Consider the following 17769-nt stretch of genomic DNA (forward strand, 5'->3'; position numbering starts at 1 on the left):
AATATTATTACATATCATTGATTGGGGCATTGGCATCATGGCTTTTCTGGTTAAGAAAAAACAGAATTTCTGGTTAAAATCAGCCCTTTGCGCGTTGGGTGTGGCCGGAGCGCTCGGGTTTGGCGCGGGGGCGGCTCGGGCTGCCAAAGTGCCCTTGGTTGTGGCGGCGGAAAATACGTGGGGTGATATTGCCGCACAGATTGCCGCGCCAGACATGCGGGTTGTGGCCATTTTGTCCTCCCCCACGGTGGACCCGCACGAATATCAGGCAACCCCGACCGATGCGCGCATGATTGCGGCGGCGGAACTGGTTGTCGCCAACGGTGCGGGGTACGATACATGGGCCGACAAGCTGGTTGCGGCATCGGGCCTGCTGCCTGCACGGTATGTTAAGGCCGATTCGTGGTCGCCCTGGCAGGAGGGCGGGAATCCGCACCTGTGGTTTAATGTGGATGCGGTGAGTGCGTTTGTTAAACATTTTGCCGAAGCCTGCGCCCACATAGACCCCGAACACGCGGATGGATACGCAGGTCGGGCAGAAAAAATGCAACTGGCTATCCAGTCCATTCAGGCCCATGCAGGGTTGCTGAAGGCCCATGTGGCGGGCATGCACGTAGCTGCGACCGAACCGCTGTTTACGCCACTGGCCGATCTTTTGGGCTTGCAAATGGATGAGCAGGCCTACCAGCTTGCGGTCATGAATGATGTGGAACCGGCCCCCTCCACCGTGGCGACGTTTGAAAGCGATCTGAAAGACCGCCGCCTGAAAATGCTGGTCTATAACCAGCAGGTGGAGGAACCATCGGTCCGCCATCTGCTGGAACTGGCCCAGCAGTCCAATGTGCCAACCCTGCCCCTGTCGGAAATGCTGCCCCCACACAAGCACTGGCAGGTCTGGGTGCATGATATTCTCACGCAGGTTGGCCAGTTGCTTGGGGTGCAGCAGTGACCACTCCGGCTATTGAGGCCGGGCAGCTCAGTGTTTCGTATGGTGGGCGGCGTGTGCTTGATCAGGTCAGCTTTGCCATTGAGCCGGGCAGCTTTGTGGCGGTTCTGGGGGGGAATGGTGCTGGCAAAACATCGCTGTTCCGCGCCATTCTGGGGCTGACCCTTCCAGAGCAGGGTTATGTGCGGGTGGAAGGGCAAAGCTGCGGCAAAGGCCGCATGCCCGTGGGGTACATGCCCCAGATGCGGCGCATGGTTGCCGGGCAGTTAAGTGGATGGCACATGGTGGCCGCTGCCCTGCAGGGGCGGACATGGGGGCTACCCTGGTGCTCTGCCCGCGCCCGCGCGGAGGTTGATGCCGCATTGGATGCGGTGGATGCGCGCGAGTTGGCCATGCGGCCGGTTATGTCCTTGTCCGGGGGGGAGCGGCAGCGGCTTCTGCTGGCGCAGGCATTGCTGGACCAGCCGCGTATTCTGTTGCTGGATGAACCTCTCGCCAGCCTGGACCCCGCCCGCATGCGTGAGACCACGCGCAGGATTTATGATCTGGCGCGTGAGCGGGGGCTGACAGTCCTGTTTTCCACGCATGATATTAATCCGCTTATGGGGTTTATGGACCACGTTCTTTATCTGGCGCATGGCAAGGCGTTGTTGGGGAGTGTGGATGACGTTATGACAACCCCGGCCCTGAGCGCGCTGTATGGCGCGCCGGTCGAGGTGGTCCGTGCAGATGGCCGCCTGTTTGTTGTGGCCAATGGCGGGGCGGATACCCTGCATTGTTGTGACTGTGCGGAGCACTCGCGCTGATGTTTGCCTACGAGTTTATGCGCACGGCGTTTGTGGCGGCTTTTCTGGCGGCTTTTGTCTGTGGTCCTGTCGGCTGGTTTTTGGTGCTGCGGGGGCAGAGCTTTGCCAGCCACGCTCTCTCGCATGTCGGGTTTGCGGGGGCGGCTGCGGCGCTGTTATGGGGCCAGCCGGCTTTTTTTGGCTTTGGGCTAAGTGCTGTGCTCAGCGGTATGGGCATGGGCATGGCAAGTGACCGGGTAATCGGGCGGGATGTTATGATCGGGCTTGTGCTCTCGCTTGCCATGGGCACGGGGGCTTTGTGCCTGCATTTTCTGACCCGTTCGGCAGGGGCTGCTACAGCCCTGCTGTTTGGCGATATTCTCGGCATTTCTCCATCCAGCCTTTACTGGCTGGGGGGGCTGGCCGTTGGCTGTGTTGGTGCCCTTGCGGTTATGAGCAGACCCTTGCTGTTTGCCTCCCTCCAGCCGGAGGTGGCGGAGGCAAAAGGGGTTAACCTGCGCTTGCTGGATGTGCTGTTTCTGGCGCTGGTGGGCATTGCCTCGGCCATGTGTTCGCAGATAACCGGCGTCCTGCTTGTATTTACGCTTATGGTCGCCCCGGCTGCTGCCAGCCTGCGTCTGGGCTTTGGCCCCATGCAGGGCATGGCTGTGGCATCCGCCCTTGCCCTGTTCGAGGCATGGGGCGGACTGTGCCTGTCGTGGCTGAGTGACTGCCCCGCATCCTTCTGGATTGCGTTACTGGGCAGCGTGGTGTTTGCCACGGCCAACGGTGTGGCCCACCTGCGTGGGCGCTAGAGTCCGGCAGGTGGGGGCTGTTGGTTGAGTATTAAGTGAGCAGCCAGTTCAGGCCCGTGCCCAGAACAACAGAGGCGGTCAGAGCCGCATACAGTGCCAGCACCATTTGGTTACGGGTGGCGGGCATGGCCACTGCGCGGCTTTGGGAATGTTTACGGACCATCAGCTATGCTCCTTATATAAAACAGGGCGGCAGAGCCTTACAGGCCGCCTTTAGCCCTGCTGATAAGGTAGAGAGTGGTATCTGCGGTTAAAATAAACAAGCCCTTCGGCACCACTATGGCATAAAATACCCTGCACAACGCCAAACATCACACTATGGGTGCCCACTTCCACAATCTGGCTGATCTGGCAGTCAAAGGTGGCGGCGGCTTCGTGCAGGACGGGGGCGCCGGTTGCCAGTGTCTGCCAGTGGCCTGCGGCAAAGCGTTCTGCCATGCTGTTCGGGCTTGCAAAATGGTTGGACAGGTCCTGCTGACTGGACGTGAGAACATTGACGCACAAGGCCCCACCCTCATAAAAGGCGGTGCGTGCGCGACTGTTGCGGTTCAGGCAGACCAGCAATGTGGGTGGAGTATCGGTCACGGAGCAAACAGCGGATGCAGTAAACCCGACCGGATTATCCAGTGTTCCTGTAGTTACAATATTCACGGCCGTACCCAGTCTGGCCATGGCTTCACGATAGGCACTGGTCTCCGGAGCCAACATCTGCTGTCCTCATCACAACGGTTGATGGCTACGTGTTTGTGCATGAAACAAAGAGGAAAGCAATGATCGAGGATGTCCTTTCCGGCACGGCTAGCGTGCGAACAGCCCGGCGGGGGCATCTGGGGTGCATCATACTGGATAAACCCAAGCGCCTGAACGCCGTTGATCTGGACATGGCGACCGGCATCGAACGCGCACTTGCAGCGTGGCGGAATGACCCATCTGTACAGAGTGTGCTGATTGAAAGCAGTGCGCCGCGTGCTTTTTGCGCTGGGGGAGACCTCAAGGCCATACGGGATGTGCTGCTGGCCGAAGGGCCAGATGTGGCGTTTGATCTGATGAGCCGTGTCTACCAGACCATGTTGCATATTGCGCAGTATGCCAAACCCGTTGTGTCGTTCATGGATGGTATTGCCATGGGTGGGGGCGTGGGTTTGGGGGGGCATGCCCGCTACCGGGTCGTGACCGAGAATTCCATTGTCGCCATGCCCGAAACATCCATTGGTCTGGTGCCCGATGCGGGTGGGTCATGGCTTTTGGCCCAGGCCCCCGGTGGCGCCGGGTTACGGCTTGCGCTGACCGGCGGGCGTATGAGCGGGGTGGAAGCCGTAGCCATGGGCTTTGCGGACTATATGGTCCCCGCGGACAGTCTGGAGGACCTGCGTGGGCTGCTTGCCCTGCGTCCGGTGGAGGATGTGTTTGGGCTGATTGCCCCGCTCCCCCTGCCAGAGCGGGCCTGTGCGCTGGTGGAATATGATCCATCGGCCAGTCTTGAGCAGATTGTGCGGGGGCTGGAACGCTCGGAGCAGACGGTGGCCAAAGCAGATTTGCTGGATATTTCGCGCGCCTGTCCCACGTCCATTTTTGCGGCATGGTATGGCTGGCAGCTTGCACGCCGGGCGGCCTCGTTGGAAGAGGCTTTTGCCATAGAAGGACGGCTGGTGCGCTATATGCTCCAACGCCCGGACTTTGCCGAAGGCGTGCGCGCCCGTCTGATTGACCGGGATAATGCGCCCCTCTGGCAGCCCCCCATTCTGGCGGCGGTGGATGTTGCGGCGCTGGAGGCCATACTGGCTGCGTAAGAACTGGAGGCGCGCATATGCCGCAGCCCTTACCCCGAGAGGTTCCGCAGGGTAAGGGCTTAATGTATGTTCTGGATTGTGCTGGGCGTGGGGTTTCAGGCAGCGGTCGGTGTGTACGGGCCTACCGGCAGAACGTGGCATTTGAACTGGGCTTCCAGTATTTCGGCCGCAGCCAGATATACGGCGGACAGACCGCAGAGCAGTCCTTCGTAGCCCGCAATGACTGTGAGTCCCGGCTCGCCCAGCAGGTCGCCCAGACCCAGCAGCACAAACAGAATGACCAGCGTGCCAAAAATAACCTGATGCGCGCGTGTGGCCCGCAGCGTGCCTAAAAACATGACCAAGGTGAACAGCCCCCACAGGAGCAGATAACTGCCAACCAGTGCGGGGGAACTGGCGGGCACAATGCCCGTATGGGGCATGGCGATCAGGGCAACCAGCGTAAGCCAGAATGCGCCGTAGGAGATAAAGGCTGTCATGCCAAAGGTGTTGCCCACGCCGTATTCCAAAATACCTGCAATAATCTGGGCAATGCCACCAAAGAGCAGGCCCATGGCCAGAATGGCGGACCCCATGGGCACAAACCCTGCATTATGCAGGTTGAGCAAAATGGTGGTCATGCCAAACCCCATAAGACCCAGAGGGGCCGGGTTGGCACGCAGGGGAGGGAGCGCAAAATCAGTTTGAGCCATGGTGTTTCTTCTTATGGAGATTAATGTAATGGCTCGGTTATAAGTGGTGTTGTTGCGCCGGGTTCCCATAAAAAATAAATTAACGGCGTAAAAACTTATTTATTAAATGATTCTATAAAGTTCACTGCTCTCTTAAATTTGTTTTTTACAGTATTGTGTTCAACTGAACCGAACGGAGTTCAGTAAAAGTTCTACTGCGTGGCCGGGTGGGCGGAAACCGGAACCATTGGTCGCGCCAGATCCTCGGGGAGTTGAATGGGGCCGTGATCATGGAAAAAACCGGGAACCGAGAGAATAATATTTGCCGCCTGCTCAAGGCAGGACAGGGTGCGGTCGCGGGTGAGGGATAACCCCGCCTCCTGCGTTGGAATGGTGCGGATGGCCTGTGCCGCCTGGCGGAGCGCCTGTGCGGTTTCCGCCGGGTTGTGGCGGAGTTGGGCAAAGGCGTTAAAAGCGTTTTCCAGTGCGGCATGGGCCTGCGGGTCCAGCGTTGCGTGGGCCGCGTTCCATTTAAGCCGCACAATCAGCCTGCCAAGAGAGAGCGAGGCAAAGGCCGCATCCGTATAACCCTGCCGGTCCAGACTGGTTGTAATAAAGGATAGGCGCATCATCAGGCGGGAGATTTTTTGGAGTTGCAGGCCCTCCCACGCCACCCATGGTTCGGTACGGCCATAGGGTGTGCGCGCCAGTTTTTGAATACTGCGGGTGAGCGACGTTACCAGCCGCGCCGCATCCAGCCTGTGATCGGCAGGTAGAATAACCCGAAAAACAATAGCCAGTAGGGAGCATGCGGCCAGCATGCTCATCCAGTTGTTGGTCAGGGTCAGGTCATCATAAACAATCGGGTTATCGACCGAGAGCATCATGGTAAAAAATACGGCATATCCAAACGCGCCAATGCTGTAGCGCGGGTGGAACTGCAACCACACGCCCGGTAGCAGGAACAGGCAGAGGCTCAGCCAGAGCAGGGGGTAGCCATCTATGCGTGGCAGGGCCAGCGCATGGCACAAAAACCCCATGGGAATGGCCAGTATTGTGCCCGCCGCCATCATGGGGCTGGCCTTGGCGGCAGATGGGGTGGTGGATAAAAGGCTGGATGCGGCAACAGTATATATGATCAGCAGTGGGCCAGCACTCCAATGCAGAACATACCACAACATGCCTGCCAGCAGGGCAATAAAGCCCCCACGCACACCGTTACGCAGGGCGGTTGGCCATTCAAGATAAGGCTGGATGTTGGCCTGCGTGCGGTCCGGGCGCAGGCTGGTCAGGTCATGCAGGGCCAGATCCATCTGCACCAGTGCATCGCGCGTGTTGTCCAGCGCGGCCAGTGTGGTGGTGCTGGTGGTCTGGCGGGCAAGCTGTTCCAGTGTTTTTAGCGCGTCATGCAAGCAGGTGGACAGTGGAGTGGCGTTGGTCAGCCAGTCTGGGCGTTCGGTCAGTTCCAGTACCTGACCCAGGGTTTGGGCAACCAGCAGGTGTACGGCGCGCGTTTCCTCCACCCCGGAGGAGAAGGTCAGCCAGTAGGGGTGGTAGCTGACAATCAGCCCTGTCAGGCGGCTTAGGCACAGGCGCAGGTTGCGCACGCGGTTTTGCATATCCGGGTCGTCTGCTGCGGCAAATTCTATGGCGGGGGTCAGGCCGCTCATATTAGCCAGTAGCTTACTGCGACTATCATAGATCGGCTGGCCAAATCCGCGAAAAGCCGCGTTCGCACTTTGGGCTTTCTGTTCCTGTTTTTCCAGCGTGCTGGTCACTGTGGCGTCCAGCGCCTCGGGCGTGGTGCGTTCGCTCTCGGCTTTATGAAACGTTCTGGCGTGCAGAACCGTGTCTCTGAATGCCTGACCGAGTTTGTGCAGAACCGTGCTGGGTTTGCGTGGAGATGTGACCATAAATACACAGGCTGTCACCACAATACCCGTTGTCACCACGGACAGGCGGCTCATGGCGGACAGAAAAATACCATCGGGGTTGGCAAAGGCGGGGGCTGCAATAATAACAATGGTGTACCCGGTCAGCACGGCCGCATACGCGCGAAAAAACCGCAAAAATGTGGCCACCATACAGGCAAGACCCACAAAAACGGACAGCACCGCAAAATACAGAACGGGTGACTGCACAAACACAGCCATGACCCCAACACTAATTGTAGCCCCGATCAGGGTGCCAATAATACGCCAGATACTTTTGGAAACCATGGCCCCAACCGTGGGGTTGGAAACAATAAGCACCGTTGTTGCCGCACTGAGCGGGGACTGAAGCTGAAAAACAAAGGCCAGAAACAGCGCAATGCCAATGGAAAGGAAAACCCGCATGGTATAGCCCGCCGTGGCGACAAAGCCATTCCAGCGTGCATCATCCGCAAAAAATGCGGGCGCAACACGGGTGTTGACCCATTGCAGGAGCGGGCCGGGCCGGGCAGGCAGGTCAGAGCGTGTGGGCATGGTGCGCTTCAAGCAGGGTGGAAAGGGTGTGGGTGAGGGTATCGGCCTGAACGGGGGGGAGGGCACGCCGAATGTCACGCTCCAGTTCGGCGGCAATATTATGGAACAGCCTGCATTGTTCCTGCCCTAAATCTGTCAGGAACAGGCGCTTGGCGCGGCGGTCCTGCGCATCGGGCTGGCGGGTGATGAAGTTTTGTTTTTCCAGCAGGTCCAGAACACGCACCAGTGCCGAGCAGTCTATGTTCATGGTCTGGGCCAGATCGCGCTGGGTGGCGCCTTCTGACAGCATGCGCAGGTAGGCCATGGGGCGCATGACGGCCAGAGTCATGCCATGCGGGCGCAACGCCCGGTCCAGACGGGTGCGCCATAGCGTTGCCAGCCGCATAACCCGGAAGGTCAGCGCCATGCCGGGAAAGTGCGTCTCATCCAGTGCTGCTGTGTTGCGCTGGTCAGTCATGCGGCCCATTAAATTAGTGTCATTATAGTTGATATAAAAACTATATGCGTAAAATAGGACAACCCTCCGTATGGGTCAATCATGTTCCGTACTCCACAGTGCGCGCCTGTTTGGCTTATGCGCCGCAGGTATGGCCCGCCACATGGGCGCATAGCTTGAACCGACACGGTTTTTGTGCGCATCATGCGCGCACTTGATGGTGCCCCCTGATCGGGGGTGAAAAGGGAAGATCGGTGCAAAACCGTCGCTGCCCCCGCAACTGTAAGTACCCATCACGTTCCGCTCAGGCCCTGCCTGAGGGACCGCCACTGGTTCCGCCAAGGAATCGGGAAGGCCCGGAACGGCGCTCTGCTCCAGCCAAACGCCGGGGCAGGTAGGGTACAAGCCAGGAGACCTGCCATCACAAGTCTATAAGGCTGTTCCTTGGGGAATGGCTGCGTTCTGGCGTTGTTTGCTGGCGGGGTGCCCGGCGGGCACGAATGCACCCATTGGTGCGTTTTCTTTGCCATATGCGTGGCAGAGGGCTGGTTGTGACTGCCCCCATGCCTGCCATTGCTCCGCCATATGGAAGAATGGCCTGTTGGAAAGACGCATGACCGCGGAACACGCCTCGCTTTCTCCTTCCGATAATCCGGCACATGCCGGGCCACCTGTGCTGCATGTGTGCGTTACGTGCAGGCGCGGTGGGCCTGCCATGGACTGCCCGCCGGGTGCGCAACTGCTCGAACGCCTGCAAAACCTGCTGGATGCGGAGCGGCTGGCAGACCTGGCGCCATCGGCCACGCTGCGGCCAGTGGCCTGTCTGGCCGCGTGTGACCGTGGGTGTACAGCGGCCATTGCCATGCCCGAGCGCTGGACGTGGCTGCTTGGCCATCTTGGGGAGGAAAAAGCAGAGGATATTCTGGCTTTTGCCCGCCTGTACGCGGCTTCCGCCAAAGGGACCGTCATGCCATCGCGCCGCCCTGCATCGCTGGCCAATATGGTGCTGGGGCGTGTGCCCGCAACGCTTTACAATGAACAGGAAAAACCATGACCGCAGCCAGAACACGTGTGCCCGTAACCATTATTACCGGTTTTTTGGGGGCTGGAAAAACCACCCTGCTCCGGCATCTGCTCAGCCGCGCGCAGGGGCACCGCATTGCCGTGGTGGTCAACGAATTCGGCTCCCTCGGGATTGATGGCGAAATCCTGCGTGGTTGCGGGGTGGAGGGCTGCCGCGAGGAAGATATTGTCGAACTGACTAATGGCTGCCTGTGCTGCACCGTGGCGGATGACTTTTTGCCCACCATGGAAGCCCTGCTGGACCGGGCCGACCCACCCGAGCATGTGGTGATCGAAACATCAGGTCTGGCCCTGCCCAAGCCCCTGCTCAAGGCTTTTGGCTGGCCCACGGTGCGTAACCGCATGACCGTGGATGGTGTTGTGGCCGTGGTGGATGCACCCGCCGTGGCCGCCGGGCGCTTTGCGGATGACCCGCAGGCGGTGGAAGCACAGCGGGCGGAGGATCCCTCCTTGGACCATGACAACCCGTTGGCCGAAGTGTTTGAAGACCAGATTAACGCTGCCGATCTGGTGGTGCTGAACAAGACGGACCTGCTGGATGCAGCACAGCTGGCTGCTGTTGAGCAGGATATTCGCGACCATGCGCCCCGGCCCATACAGATCGTGCGGGCAATGGAAGGCAAGGTGGACCCCGCCGTGCTGCTGGGTATTGGGGCTGCGGCCGAGAGTGATCTTGCCGCCCGTCCCTCTCACCACGATGCGGAGGATGGTGAGCACGAACATGATGATTTTGAAAGTTTTGTGGTGGTCGTGCCCGAACAGCAGACGGTGGATGAGTTCCTGACCACCTTGCAAAACACCGCACGCAGCTTTGACGTGTTGCGTATGAAGGGGTTTGCCGCCGTGGCGGGCAAACCCATGCGGCTGGCGGTGCAGGGGGTGGGGAGCCGCTTCAGGCACGAATTTGACCGGCCTTTGGCCACCACCGAAGAACGCACGGGTCGCATTGTGGTCATTGGGCAGAAAGGTCTGGATGCGACCGCCATTGCCACTGCCCTTGCTGGCCATCTGGCCACGTAAGGGGGGCGGGCATGCACCTTCTGGTCCGCGAAAACCGGACGCTGGATGAACAGGACACCGCCGAAGATCTGGGGTTGCCCGGTGCGGATATTGTTGTCCTGTCCTTTACAGAGAGTGATCTGCTGGGGCTGCGCCATGCGGAGCAGCAGATACGCGGCAAAGAAGGGCATGCCTCCCTGCCTTCCGTGCAGGTCACAAACCTTGCGCGCCTGCGGCACCCCATGTCGATTGACCTGTATGTGGAAAGCACGTTGCAGGGGGCCAGATGTGTGGTGGTGCGCCTGCTGGGTGGGGTGGATTACTGGCGATATGGTGCGGAGGAACTGGCTGCATGGGCGCGTGAGCAGCAGGTGCCCGTGGTGTTTTTGCCCGGTCATACCGGGTGTGGCGGTGCAGGGCAGTCCGTAGGAGCAGAGGCGGATGACACCCGTCTGGAGGACTTGTCGTACGGTGTGCAGGCAGCACAACGCCAGCGCCTGAACGGTTTTTTTGCTTATGGCGGGCCAAACAACATGGCCGCCGCCCTACGCCTTATGGCAACCCTTGCCAATGGTGGGGAGGAGGATGGCGCACAGCCCGAGCCTCTGCCTGCATGGGGTGTTTACCGCACCTACCCCGCGCAGCAGGGGAGGGGGGACTATTCGGCAGTTCTGGTCTTTTACCGTGCGCATCTTCAGGCATCGGACATGGCCGGGCTGGAACGGCTGGCCGAGGTTCTGGCCGGGCAGGGGTGCCGCGTGGCGTTGCTGTTTGTCACATCTCTTAAGGATAAAACCGTAGCGGAGGGCGTGGCCGGGTATCTGCGCCGCGCACAGCCCGATGTGGTGTTGAACGCCACCTGTTTTTCCGCACGGGGTGGGCAGGGGTTTTCCGCGCTGGATGGGGCGGATGCGCCCGTGTTGCAGGTTTTGCAGCCCGGTAGCACGCAGGCTTTGTGGGCCGGTAGTGCACGCGGGCTGGGGCGCTCGGACCTTGCCATGCAGGTGGTATTGCCCGAACTGGATGGCACAATTGCGACATTCCCCATTTCCTTCCGTCAGGAGGAAGCACCGGGGCTACCAGCGCGACGTGTGGCGTATGAGGCGGGTATTGCCATGGTGGCGGCACGCGCCATGGGCTGGGCACGGCTGCGTAAAAAACCTGTAGAGCAAAAGCAGGTTGGCATTGTGCTCTCGGATTACCCCGGTGCGGGGCTGGAGCACACACGTGCGCATGTGGCCCACGCAGTCGGTCTGGACGGGTTTGCCAGCCTGCACAACATTGTGCAGCACATGCAAAAACAGGGGTATTGGGCAGGCGGGCAGCCGGTGCCAACAGCACAGGACCTGACCCGCCTTATGGCCCACCAGCCCGCGCAGGTGGTGTTGTCTGTTGCCGAATATCAAAAGCTGAGTGCAGGGCTGGATACGGATTTTATGGCGTCCGTTACAAAAGCATGGGGCCAGCCCGAGCAGGATGGCGCGGTAAAGGAGGGGGCCTTCCACCTGCGTTTTGCAACGCTCGGCCACATAACCCTTGCCGTACAGCCGGACCGGGGAAAGGCGGCTGAGCGTAAAGCGACCTACCATGACCCGGATATACCGCCATGCCACGCCTATGTGGCGTTTTACCTGTGGTTGCGTAATGTTAAAAAACTGGACGCACTGGTGCATCTGGGTACGCATGGCACGCTGGAATGGCTACCGGGCAAGGCAACGGCTCTTTCCCCCAACTGTGCGCCTGCGGTGCTTACGGGGGGCATGCCGGTTATTTACCCCTTTATTGTCAACAATCCGGGGGAGGCCGCCGCTGCCCGCAGGCGTTTGGGCGCTGTAACCATCGGGCATATGACGCCCCCTGTCATGCAGACCACCCTGTCGGGCGATATGCACGAGCTTGAACGCCTGATTGATGAATATGCGGAGGCCGATGGGCTGGACCCCCGCCGGGGCGCCCTGTTGCGGGCGGATATTCTGGCCCGTGCCACCCGCACGGGTGTTCTGGCCGAAAGCGGTGTCCGGGCGGGTGAGTTGGACGAAACCGAGGCTCTGGCCCGGCTGGATGCGTATTTGTGCGATGTCAAGGATCTGCAAATCCGTGATGGCCTGCATGTTTTTGGCAAAACCGCACCGCATGCCGCACCTTTGGTCCAGACCATTGCACAGGCCTGTGGCAGGCAGCAGGACCCGGCCTTTGTGGCCGATGTGACCCGGCGCATAAACCTGTGTGGCACGGCGGAAATGCACGCCTTGCTTGCTGCCCTTGCCGGGCAGCCGGTGGCGGCGGGGCCTGCGGGTGCGCCCACACGCGGGCGTATTGACGTGCTGCCAACCGGGCGTAACCTTTTTACACTGGACCCGCGCGCCCTGCCCACTCCCTCCGCTGTGGTGCTGGCTACCCGAATGGAGCAGTTGTTGCTGACCCGCCACCTCCAGGAACATGGCGAACCGCTGACCCGCCTTGTTATGGATATGTGGGGGTCAGCCAGCCTGCGCACGGGGGGCGAGGATCTGGCGCTGGCCCTGCGCCTGATGGGGGTGGAAGTGCAACGGGCTGCGGGTACGGGCCATGTTTGCGGGTTTGAGGTTATTCCCCTGCCCGTGCTTGACCGCCCGAGGGTGGATGTCACACTTCGTATTTCCGGCCTGTTCCGTGATGCCTTCGCTGACCAGATCGCCCTGTTTGATCAAGCAGTCAGCGCGGTAGCAGCCCGGCGTGAGCCGGAGGGGTGGAACCCCCTTGCCGCACAGGCCAAGGGGTTGGAGGGCGAGGCCCTCAAACGTGCAACCGCGCGTATTTTTGGAGCTGCAACCGGAGCCTATGGCACAGGGGTAGAGGAGCATCTGCTCCACGGCACATGGGACAGGCAGGAGGATCTGGCGGCTGCATGGCTGGAAGGCTCGGCATGGATGTATGGCGGCGGGCGCGACGGCACACGGGATAAGGAGGCTTTGTCCACTTTGCTGGGCCGGGCCGAAACCGTTTTGCACGTGCAGGACAATGCCGAGACCGATCTGCTGGAAAGCCCCGATATTGCCGCGCATGAAGGGGGGCTTGCTGCCGCCACGCATATGGCCGGTGGTGCGCCATCCGTCCTGCACGGCGATACATCGCGCCCACAGGCCCCCCGCCTGCGCGCAACAGCGGACGAGGTGGCGCGCATTGTGCGCGGGCGTCTGGCCAACCCGCAATGGATAGAGGGCATGCAACAGCATGGCTATGCCGGTGCGGCCGAACTGGCGCGCGGGCTGGATGCCCTGCACGGCTTTGCCGCCACCATGCCCCAGCGCTTTGACCCGCAGTTTGATCTGGTGTTTGCCGCAACTCTGGGCAATGCGGCGTGCGATGCGTTTTTGCGCCACGCCAACCCTGCCGCAAGGGAAGCCATGCGCCAGCGCTTTGCTGAGGCCATGCGGCGTGGTCTGTGGCACCCGCGCGGCAACAGCGTTGCCTGTGTGCTTGATGGGGATGAATAAAGCATGACAACACGGGCCATTATGGTTGCCGCTCCACGTTCTGGTGGGGGAAAGACAACGCTTACCCTGGCTTTGCTGGCGGCATTTGGTCGGCGGGGGTTGCGTGTTGGCGCGGTCAAAACCGGGCCGGATTACATAGACCCGGCTTTTCATGCGGCCATTACCGGCCGTCCCGGCTTAAATCTGGATAGCTGGTGCATGCCTGATGGCCTGTTGCGCAGCATCATGCATGCCGCGTGCGAGGATGTGGATATTCTGGTCGTGGAATCGGCCATGGGGCTGTTTGATGGCCTTTCCCTGCCCGATGGGCAGCGGGGCGCTCCGTCCGATATTGCCGCGTTTTTTGATATTCCGGTTCTGCTTGTGCTCGATATGTCAGGGCAGGGGCAGTCCGTGGGGCCGGTTGCCAAGGGGTTTGCGCAATGGTCGCCCCATGTGCAGGTCAGTGGTGTTGTGCTCAACCGTGTAGCCTCCCCCCGGCATGAGCGTTTGGGGCGCGAGGCCATGCAGGCGGCGCAGTTACCTGTGTATGGCGCACTCCTGCGGCAGACCGGGCAAACCCTGCCCGAGCGGCATTTGGGGCTTGTACAGGCGCGTGAGCATGGCAATCTTACAGGCTGGCTGGCCGATCTGGCGGACAAAGCCGAACGGGAACTGGATCTGGACGGTATTCTGGCCTCTGCCCGGCCTGTTTGTGCGCGGCAGCCTCCCCCCATGCCCACAGGGCTGGTGCCCCCGCCGGGGCAGCGGATTGCTGTTGCGGACGATGCGGCTTTTTCCTTCCTGTATGGGCATCTGGCGTTGTTCTGGCGGCAAGCTGGCGCCGAGCTGGTGCCGTTCTCCCCCTTGGCGGATGAAGCGCCAGACCCCTCCTGCACGGCCTGCTGGCTACCCGGCGGTTACCCTGAACTCCATGCGCAAACATTGGCCGATGCCGCCAGTTTTCGGGCTGGGTTGGCGCAATTTGCCCAGACGCGGCCAGTGCACGGCGAATGTGGGGGCTTTATGGTGCTGGGGCAGGGGCTGGAAGATGCACAGGGCGTGCGGCATGGCATGGCAGGTTTGCTTGGCCACTCCACGTCTTTTGCAAGGCGCAGGTTGAATCTGGGCTACCGGGAGGCCACCCTTTTAAGGGATGGTGTTCTGGGCCAGCGCGGGGCGCGTTTGCGTGGGCATGAGTTCCATTACGCAACGGTGCTGGATGGCGGGCAGGATGCACCCTTGGCCAGCCTGTGCTCTGGCATAGGGGAGGAACTGGGCGTTTGCGGTGGCCAGCGCGGATTTGTTTCCGGCTCTTTTTTCCATGTTCTGGCGTGTGTGCCGGGGTAGGGGGCGATCACCATGTCTTGCTCGCGCAATAAGGGGGTGGTGGAGCGTCTGGCTTGCAGGCAAGGTGGTCGGGGTAAGGATGTATAGGGTTTGTTTTGCCTGTCTGGCAGGATTGCGCAGCGGACAGAGATGAAAAGAGGAGACAGGCCATGCAGTCTTTTCCGGTATTGCTGGTAAGGCATGCTCCCGTGCTGCTGCCCGAGGGGGTCTGCTACGGCAGGCAGGACGTGGCGTTACGTCCGGGGTGGGAGAAAATTGTGTCTGGGCTTTCCGTTCTGGCCAAAGGGGTTGTCTGCCGCGTGCTGTACAGTTCTCCAGCCCAACGGTGCCGGGAAATGGCCCAACGTCTGGCGCAGGCCAGTGGTATGGAACTGCGCGTGGACCCACGCCTTGCCGAACTGGATTTTGGGCGGTGGGAAGGGCTGCGTTGGCAGGATATTGAACGCAGGCAACTGGATGCATGGGCGCGTGACCCATCCGGCTTTGCCCCACCGGGGGGGGAAAGTGGCTTGGCCCTGTGCCAACGCGCAACCGATTTCTGGCAGGATATGCACCATAAGGGGGAGGCCGCCTGTGTGCTCTCGCACGGGGGGCCGCTGCGTATTCTGAGTGCTCTGGCAGCAGGGGAGCGGCCAGAACTGCTTGCCCCCTCCATGCCACAGGGTTTTGCGCGGCTGTTTATGGTCGAGCAAAAGGCTGCCCGCTCCGCCATGGCCCCCATGGGTGTGGGTTAGGCAGACCGTACAGATAGTGATTGCAAACAAAGAATACCGGATACCATGACCGCAGAGCAGCATAATACGCCAGAGCATGACGCCGAACGCCATAAAGAGAAAATGCGCAAACGCAAGGCTGTGCAGGATCAGGAAGTTGCGGGCAAAACGGTGGAAAAAGGTCTGCTGCTGGTCAACACAGGTCCGGGCAAGGGTAAGTCCACGGCAGCCTTTGGGCTGGCGCTGCGTATGCTGGGCTATGACCGGCGTGTGGTGGTGGTGCAGTTTATTAAAGGGGCTTGGCATACGGGTGAGCGCCGTGCGCTGGAACGTTTTGGCGATCTGGTGGAATGGCACAGTATGGGCGAAGGTTTTACGTGGGAGACACAGGACCGCGCGCGGGATGTGGCTGCGTGCGAACGTGCATGGGCCGTGGCACGCCAAGCCCTTGCACGCCCGGATGTGGACCTTGTGGTGCTAGATGAACTGAATGTGGCCTTGCGGTATGATTACCTGAATATCACGCAGGTTCTGGCCGATATAACTGCCCGGCCAGAGGGGCAGCACGTTATGGTAACAGGCCGCAACGCCAAACAGCCCATGCTGGATGCGGCTGATCTGGTGACAGAAATGACATTGGTCAAACACCACTTCAAAGCCGGGATCAAGGCGCAGGAGGGGGTGGAGTTTTGAGTGCCCGTGTTCTTATGGTGCAGGGCACAGGCTCTAGTGTTGGCAAGTCCACACTGGTGGCGGGGCTTGCGCGCGCGCTTACGCGGCGGGGCTTGCGGGTATTGCCTTTCAAACCGCAGAATATGTCCAATAATGCGGCTGTAACGCTGGATGGTGGGGAGATCGGGCGCGCACAGGCCCTGCAGGCGCGGGCCTGTGGTGTGCCCCCCATGGCGGATATGAACCCGGTGCTGCTTAAACCGCAGGGCGAAACAGGCTCTCAGCTTGTCGTGTGTGGCCAACGTGTGGATACGGTGGAGGCCCGTCACTACCAGACCCGCAAAGAGCAGCTTATGCCGCAGGTTTTGCAAAGTTTCAAAAATCTGGCGGCACGGGCGGATATTGTTCTGGTCGAAGGTGCGGGTTCCGCATCGGAAATTAATTTACGGCGGCACGATATTGCCAATATGGGGTTTGCCCGTGCCGTGCAGGCGCCGGTTGTGCTGGTGGGGGATATTGATCGGGGCGGCGTGATTGCCAGCCTTGTGGGCACACAGGTTGTTTTGCAACCCGAAGATGCCGAGCGGATCAAGGGTTTTGTGGTCAACCGTATGCGCGGAGACCCAACCCTGTTTGCTGATGGTATGCAGTTTGTAGCCCAAAAAACCGGCTGGCAGGCGCTGGGGCTGGTGCCGCATCTGCCAGATGTGCATGACCTGCCAGCCGAGGACGCGGCCGATCTGATGGACACCCTGCGTGCAAGGCGCCTGCGGAGTGGTGGTGGTGCCACGCCCCGTTTGCGCGTGGTTGTGCCCGTATTGCCCATGATTGCCAATTTTGATGATCTGGACCCGCTTTGTGCAGAGCCGGGGGTGGAGGTTATTCCTGTTCTGGAAGGGGAAACCCTGCCCGAAGCCGATGTTATTCTACTCCCCGGTTCCAAGGCCACACTGGCCGATCTGGCCTGTTTGCGCGCACGCGGGTGGGCGGGGCAGATTGTGCACCATGCACAAAAAGGTGGGGCGGTTATGGGGATTTGCGGTGGTTACCAGGTGCTGGGCCATAGCATTGCCGACCCGCAGGGCACGGAGGGTGCTCCGAGTACCGCGCTGGGGCTTGGGCTTTTGCCCATCCATACAATTTTGGGTGATCATAAAAGACTGGAATATGGCACGGGTTTTCTGGCCCATGGTGGTCAGTCCGTTGCAGGGTATGAAATGCATCTGGGCCAGACGGACAGGGCAGAGGGGCTTGCGCCACTCCTGTGGCTGAATGGACAGGCGGAAGGGGGCGTGTCGGCGAACGGTCGAGTCTGGGGCACGTACCTGCATGGTGTTTTTGCACATCGTGCGGCGCGGCTTGCATTGCTGGAGCGCGCGGGGGGGGCTGCGTTCTCACCAACAGGTCAGTGGGCACAGGCTGGATGCGACCTGCCCGATACCCATGACGGCACGGTGGAGGCCGCATTAGACCATCTGGCCGAGCATCTGGAACACCACATGGATGTGGATGCTCTTCTGGCGCTGGCCAGCTTGCCGGTTTATGCCCCGTAATGGCAAAGGGGGCGCATGCCCCCACAACATGCTGTG

General features: G+C 60.6%; 16 protein-coding genes and 1 riboswitch. Of the genes, 11 read left to right on the plus strand and 5 right to left on the minus strand.

The genetic code is table 11. From position 1 onward, the window contains the following. The first annotated feature begins 37 nt into the window (after positions 1-37). The 3 genes from AABE20_RS09925 to AABE20_RS09935 are packed head-to-tail and all read left to right on the plus strand — an operon-like array spanning position 38 to position 2546. Complete coding sequence (locus AABE20_RS09925; RefSeq protein WP_338332901.1) at positions 38-949, plus strand: metal ABC transporter solute-binding protein, Zn/Mn family; 912 nt, start codon at positions 38-40, stop codon at positions 947-949. Beyond that, complete coding sequence (locus tag AABE20_RS09930; RefSeq protein ID WP_338332902.1) at positions 946-1752, plus strand: metal ABC transporter ATP-binding protein; 807 nt, start codon at positions 946-948, stop codon at positions 1750-1752. Before AABE20_RS09925 ends, AABE20_RS09930 begins: the two co-directional genes overlap by 4 nt. After that, entirely contained in the window at positions 1752-2546 is a 795-nt protein-coding gene (locus AABE20_RS09935; protein ID WP_338332903.1) for a metal ABC transporter permease, read from the plus strand. The genes AABE20_RS09930 and AABE20_RS09935 overlap by 1 nt, the downstream gene beginning before the upstream one ends. A 31-nt stretch (positions 2547-2577) precedes the next feature. Here AABE20_RS09935 and AABE20_RS09940 read toward each other — a convergent pair whose 3' ends face one another. Together AABE20_RS09940 and AABE20_RS09945 are read right to left on the minus strand one after the other, a co-directional pair. Further along, positions 2578-2709: a hypothetical protein gene (locus tag AABE20_RS09940; RefSeq protein ID WP_277875470.1), complete on the minus strand. Its 132-nt coding sequence runs from the start codon at positions 2707-2709 to the stop codon at positions 2578-2580. A gap of 50 nt (positions 2710-2759) precedes the next feature. After that, entirely contained in the window at positions 2760-3254 is a 495-nt protein-coding gene (locus tag AABE20_RS09945; RefSeq protein WP_338332904.1) for a flavin reductase, read from the minus strand. 62 nt (positions 3255-3316) lie between these two features. Between AABE20_RS09945 and AABE20_RS09950 the strand changes: the two genes are divergently transcribed. Continuing rightward, positions 3317-4336 carry an enoyl-CoA hydratase/isomerase family protein gene (locus AABE20_RS09950; protein ID WP_338332905.1) on the plus strand — a complete coding sequence of 340 codons (1020 nt, stop codon included), beginning with the start codon at positions 3317-3319 and terminating at the stop codon, positions 4334-4336. 95 nt (positions 4337-4431) lie between these two features. Here AABE20_RS09950 and AABE20_RS09955 read toward each other — a convergent pair whose 3' ends face one another. The 3 genes from AABE20_RS09955 to AABE20_RS09965 form a co-directional block, all read right to left on the minus strand. Then, positions 4432-5028, minus strand: a complete 597-nt coding sequence (locus AABE20_RS09955; RefSeq protein ID WP_338332906.1) for an acetate uptake transporter — start codon at positions 5026-5028, stop codon at positions 4432-4434. A gap of 191 nt (positions 5029-5219) precedes the next feature. Continuing rightward, positions 5220-7472 carry an FUSC family protein gene (locus AABE20_RS09960; protein ID WP_338332907.1) on the minus strand — a complete coding sequence of 751 codons (2253 nt, stop codon included), beginning with the start codon at positions 7470-7472 and terminating at the stop codon, positions 5220-5222. Then, positions 7456-7938, minus strand: a complete 483-nt coding sequence (locus tag AABE20_RS09965) for a MarR family winged helix-turn-helix transcriptional regulator (RefSeq protein ID WP_338332908.1) — start codon at positions 7936-7938, stop codon at positions 7456-7458. The genes AABE20_RS09960 and AABE20_RS09965 overlap by 17 nt, the downstream gene beginning before the upstream one ends. A 171-nt stretch (positions 7939-8109) precedes the next feature. Next, positions 8110-8345, plus strand: a riboswitch (cobalamin riboswitch). A gap of 176 nt (positions 8346-8521) precedes the next feature. On the opposite strand from AABE20_RS09965, the gene AABE20_RS09970 reads away from it, so the two are divergent. The 7 genes from AABE20_RS09970 (at position 8522) to AABE20_RS10000 (ending at position 17733) form a co-directional block, all read left to right on the plus strand. After that, on the plus strand, positions 8522-8962 hold the full coding sequence (locus tag AABE20_RS09970) for a DUF1636 family protein (protein ID WP_338332909.1): 441 nt from the start codon (positions 8522-8524) through the stop codon (positions 8960-8962). Next, positions 8959-10011 carry a cobalamin biosynthesis protein CobW gene (gene cobW, locus AABE20_RS09975; protein ID WP_338332910.1) on the plus strand — a complete coding sequence of 351 codons (1053 nt, stop codon included), beginning with the start codon at positions 8959-8961 and terminating at the stop codon, positions 10009-10011. Before AABE20_RS09970 ends, cobW begins: the two co-directional genes overlap by 4 nt. A gap of 11 nt (positions 10012-10022) precedes the next feature. After that, entirely contained in the window at positions 10023-13466 is a 3444-nt protein-coding gene (cobN, locus tag AABE20_RS09980) for a cobaltochelatase subunit CobN (protein ID WP_338332911.1), read from the plus strand. Between the two features lie 3 nt (positions 13467-13469). Next, positions 13470-14795, plus strand: a complete 1326-nt coding sequence (locus tag AABE20_RS09985) for a cobyrinic acid a,c-diamide synthase CobB (protein ID WP_338332912.1) — start codon at positions 13470-13472, stop codon at positions 14793-14795. A gap of 149 nt (positions 14796-14944) precedes the next feature. Further along, the gene (locus AABE20_RS09990) at positions 14945-15529 is read left to right on the plus strand and encodes a histidine phosphatase family protein (RefSeq protein ID WP_338332913.1); all 585 of its coding nucleotides are present in this window, start codon (positions 14945-14947) and stop codon (positions 15527-15529) included. Between the two features lie 45 nt (positions 15530-15574). Continuing rightward, entirely contained in the window at positions 15575-16201 is a 627-nt protein-coding gene (gene cobO, locus AABE20_RS09995) for a cob(I)yrinic acid a,c-diamide adenosyltransferase (protein WP_338332914.1), read from the plus strand. A 14-nt stretch (positions 16202-16215) separates the two neighbouring features. Continuing rightward, positions 16216-17733: a cobyric acid synthase gene (locus tag AABE20_RS10000; protein WP_338332964.1), complete on the plus strand. Its 1518-nt coding sequence runs from the start codon at positions 16216-16218 to the stop codon at positions 17731-17733. Positions 17734-17769 lie beyond the last annotated feature (36 nt).

Source organism: Acetobacter zythi (assembly GCF_963921165.1).
Classification (GTDB): Bacteria; Pseudomonadota; Alphaproteobacteria; order Acetobacterales; family Acetobacteraceae; genus Acetobacter.